This is a genomic window from Moorena sp. SIO2C4 (assembly GCF_010672485.1).
GTDB lineage: Bacteria > Cyanobacteriota > Cyanobacteriia > Cyanobacteriales > Coleofasciculaceae > Moorena > Moorena producens.
In genome coordinates, this window is record NZ_JAAHGN010000904.1 from 1 (window position 1) to 3,168 (window position 3,168).

At 43.1% G+C, this 3,168-nt stretch carries 5 protein-coding genes; all 5 read left to right on the forward strand.

What is annotated here, in order from left to right; all coding sequences use genetic code 11:
- On the forward strand, positions 1–524 hold a 524-nt coding region (locus F6K20_RS31100; RefSeq protein ID WP_502708901.1), incomplete at its 5' end, for a photosystem I reaction center subunit XI.
- A 310-nt stretch (positions 525–834) separates the two neighbouring features.
- On the forward strand, positions 835–975 hold the full coding sequence (locus tag F6K20_RS31105; RefSeq protein ID WP_154659918.1) for a hypothetical protein: 141 nt from the start codon (positions 835–837) through the stop codon (positions 973–975).
- A gap of 112 nt (positions 976–1,087) precedes the next feature.
- Positions 1,088–1,264, forward strand: coding sequence for a hypothetical protein (locus F6K20_RS31110; protein ID WP_287297300.1), 177 nt, complete (start codon positions 1,088–1,090; stop codon positions 1,262–1,264).
- Positions 1,265–1,534: 270 nt separating this feature from the next.
- A complete protein-coding gene (gene fldA, locus F6K20_RS31115; protein WP_008188393.1) occupies positions 1,535–2,050 on the forward strand; it encodes a flavodoxin FldA in 516 nt (171 codons plus the stop codon).
- Between the two features lie 419 nt (positions 2,051–2,469).
- Positions 2,470–3,168: alpha/beta fold hydrolase (locus F6K20_RS31120; protein ID WP_287297302.1), on the forward strand; the 699-nt coding region annotated here is incomplete at its 3' end.

Consider the following 3,168-nt stretch of genomic DNA (forward strand, 5'->3'; position numbering starts at 1 on the left):
TGGCGCGAGGAGAAGAAGCTGGTTTTGACTTCAAAAAAGGTGAGCTGATTATCCCTCGGAGTAATCCCCAAGTTGGTGACTTGGCAACCCCAATAAACTCCTCAGATATTAGCCTTAACTTCCTCAAAAACCTACCTATTTACCGTCCCGGTCTTTCTCCCCTGTCCAGGGGTCTAGAAATTGGCATGGCTCATGGGTATTTTATCTTTGGTCCGTTTGCCAAATTAGGACCGTTGCGGGATTCACAGACGGCAAACTTAGCTGGTGTAACAGCAGCCATTGCTCTGATTGTCATCGCGACCATCGGCCTATCAATCTACGGTACAGTCACCTTTAAGAAAGAGCTACAAACTGTACCTCGACCCACATTCGTTACTAGGGTACCCGAGGTACCAGAAACTATCCAAACTGCTGACGGATGGAGTCAGTTTGCTGGAGCTTTTCTAGTTGGTGGCGCTGGAGGAGCGATTTTTGCCTATCTGCTGGTCAATAACTTCAGTATGATTCAGGGATTGATGGGTTAAATTAGTTGCTAAAAAGTTTCAACAAATGCTAAGGTAATTGATGGAGCATTCTATAGGCTTCTTAAAACAGGAGCTGTCTGGGGCTAGGAAGCCATGTCAACCCTAACCCCATTATTTCTTTTCCCTAGCTTAGATATAACTAACGGTTCATCCGTCCCATAGTGACAGCCAGGTTAAATGCAACCTTGACCGAAACTATTGGAACAGACAATATGCCCTCCTTTTGGTCTCAGTTTATTGATAAATTTTAGTGATAAACTTGAAACGACCTAGAGGGCGTTCATAAAGATGGATGCCATAACCTAGATGGATGTCTCCACCTGCCACTAGCATTTACTGGTATTGCTGCCACTGTCGGCAACAGATGCCAATGCTGGAGGAAACCATACTGACTGAGTCAGTATCCTGTGGGGATATCGAAGACGTAACTGCTTCTGTACTACCTGGCTAACCACTAAGCACAGCAAGCATACTACTTAGTTTCTCGGCGTTGCTGAATCTTCGAATGAATATAAGTAGAGTGGGCATCCTGCCCGCGCGAAAATAAGCATGAAACTGGCAAGATGCCAGTTCTACACAAGATGCCAGTTCCACGCCTGATGCCCATTCTAAAAAACTCTTACAATCATTCCATTATTAAGCAACCCCAGTTTCTCAACCATCTAGTAAGTATTCAGCGATCAGCACTAAGCAAGATTTTTAATCAGCCTTTAGTTAAAGAGTACTTTGTCTTTAACTAAAGGCTGATTAAAAATACCTTATCGCTGATTGCTTACACCAAGGAGCATGTCATCTTTGTAATTCTGTACATAGATCCCCCCTAGCCCCCCTTAAAAAAGGGGGGAATTAGATTCAAAAGTCCCCCTTATTAAGGGGGATTTAGGGGGATCGAAATCAGGAATTAACAAAATTGATATGCTCCTCTTACACCATCTAATCAACAGGTGCGACCCGTGGCGAATTTAATTCGCCAACGGAAAGCGCACCTAATCAATCAGGAGTAAATAAAAATGTCAAAAATTGGTCTTTTCGTCGGCTCTCAAACCGGTAAAACCGAGGCGGCAGCTGAGGAAATTCAAACAGGACTTGGCGGTGATGATGTCGTCACTATACATAAAATAGAAGAGGCTGAAAATAGCGATTTTGAAAAGTACGAAAATCTCATCATCGGCTGTCCTACTTGGGATATTGGGGAATTACAAGCTGACTGGGATGGCTACTTTGAAGAGTTAGATAATATCAACTTCAGTGGTAAGAAAGTTGCCTATTTTGGGACTGGAGACCAGGAGGGCTATCCTGATAATTTTATGGATGCCATTGGTATTCTAGAAGCCAAAATTTCCGAATTGGGGGGTACCACCGTTGGACAGTGGCCGAAGACTGAAGAGTACGACTTTAATGAATCAAAAGCTCTCAAAAATGGTAAGTTTATTGGTCTTGCCCTGGATGACGATAACCAGTCTGAACTGACTGAAAAACGGATAAAAACTTGGGTAGCGCAACTCAAACAAGAGTTTGGAGTTTAGTTTTTACAACCGTTGTAAGCTGGTAAGCATTCAGCCATCAGCCGTCAGCCGTGAGCTTTTGGCTCACGCTGCTTGAGGTGCTTATTTTATTCAAAAGCAGCTCAAGTAGTGTGCGCTATGGGCATAAACTGTTACCGTAGCCTGGCCATAGGCCTTTGGCTCATAGCTGATAGCTGATAGCTGATAGCTGAATGCTTACACCTGAAAACCGTCTCTCTTTTATAAAGCTAGCTACGTTGATCGTTGACTATTGACCACTGACAGTTGATCGTTAACGGTCAACATTAATGACTTGCCAACAGATAAAAAATTGCTTCACCCCTATTGAAGATTTGTGATTAAAAAATTGCTATAGGTATCCGTTTAGTAATTGTGATAATTTTTGATACCTACTCCCTACTCCCTACTCCCTTTGCTATATGTCTACTCTGCCTGATATCCTTTGGTTGAATGTTAGTCCAAGTTTTCTACGTTTTGATCAGCCTTTAATTCGTTATTTGTCTAAACAAAAGCGAGTTGGCCAGTGGGAGTATCGCCAAAACCAAGATGAACCAACTTCTCTTGATATCGCCCTTACCTTACTTCATGACTATCTCAAAACCTGCGATCATCCTATCCATCTGGTGGGCCACAGCACTGCTGGTTTGGTAGGACTACTCTATAGCCGTAAATATCCTGAAAAAGTCCAGTCTTTAACTCTATTATCAGTAGGTGTTAATCCCGCAGTTGACTGGCAAGCCCACTACTATGTGCAGCTCCAACTTTTACCCTGCACTCGCCAAGTGTTGCTTACCCAAATGGTTAAGAGCCTCTTTGGTCATCACAATCACCATATCACTAAAGGTTTAGTAACCATCCTAGAGCAAGATTTAGCTTATTCTCCCTCTCCTCACTCCCTATATAAACGGGTTAGTGTACCACCAACAGCAGTGCAAGTGCCATTAATGGTATGTGGTTGCAAGGATGACATTATTGTTGATTCTAATGCTTTGCAAGGATGGAAACCTTGGTTAAAAGAATGCGATCGCTTATGGGAATATCCGGAAGGAGGTCACTTTTGCCACTATTTCCATCCCAATCGAGTAGGACGGCAAATCATCCGGTTTTGGGATGGAAAA